At 64.7% G+C, this 713-nt stretch carries 1 pseudogene; it reads left to right on the forward strand.

The annotated features are described in order from the left end of the window. Positions 1-643: pseudogene (gene dnaE2 / locus ACOCD2_RS23970) on the forward strand (error-prone DNA polymerase); the annotation flags it as partial. Positions 644-713: the final 70 nt, after the last annotated feature.

Here is a 713-nt window from a genome sequence, read left to right on the forward strand (position 1 = left end):
CGAAAATGTACAGCAACTGGCAGCCAGAGCCGGCCTGAACCGTGGTGACCTGAAGGCCCTGGCGGCGGCGGATGCCCTGCATTCCCTGGAACAGAACCGGCACCTGGCCAGGTGGTCGGTGGCAGCGGTGGAATCACCCTTGCCGCTGTTGAAGCAGGCGCAGCCTCGGGAAGTGCAGCCGGGACTGCCACATCCCGGTGTGGCAGAAGAAGTGCTGGCAGACTATGCTCACCTGGGCCTGAGCCTGCGCCAGCACCCCCTTTCTTTGCTGCGGGAAACGCTGGGCGAGCTGCGCTTTGTGCCGGCAGAAGAAGTGAAACGGCGCAAGGCCGGGCTGATGGTGCGCGCCGCCGGGCTGGTGCTGATGCGCCAGCGGCCCGGCAAGGGCAATGCGGTGTTCATCACCCTGGAGGACGAAACCAGGGTGCTCAATCTGATCATCTGGCGTCACCTGGCAGAGCGGCAGCGCAGGATTCTTTTGAGTGCAAGGCTGCTGGGCGTGTGGGCGGAAATCCAGCGCGCCGACGGGGTGCAGCACCTGATCGTGCGCCGCCTGTACGATTACAGCCACCTGCTGGGGGAATTGCAGGTGCATTCGCTGCCAGCCATGGAGAGCGAAGCGAAGGCTGGTAGACCCCAGTAGCCGCGAGGCCGCACTGTTTTCCCGGCGTGCCTTGCGCCAGAGGGAAAACAAAGTAGGCCTCCGAACGCGG

The sequence above is a fragment of the Thiolapillus sp. genome, from assembly GCF_048562965.1.
In the GTDB taxonomy this organism is placed as follows: Bacteria; Pseudomonadota; Gammaproteobacteria; order Chromatiales; family Chromatiaceae; genus Thiolapillus; species Thiolapillus brandeum_A.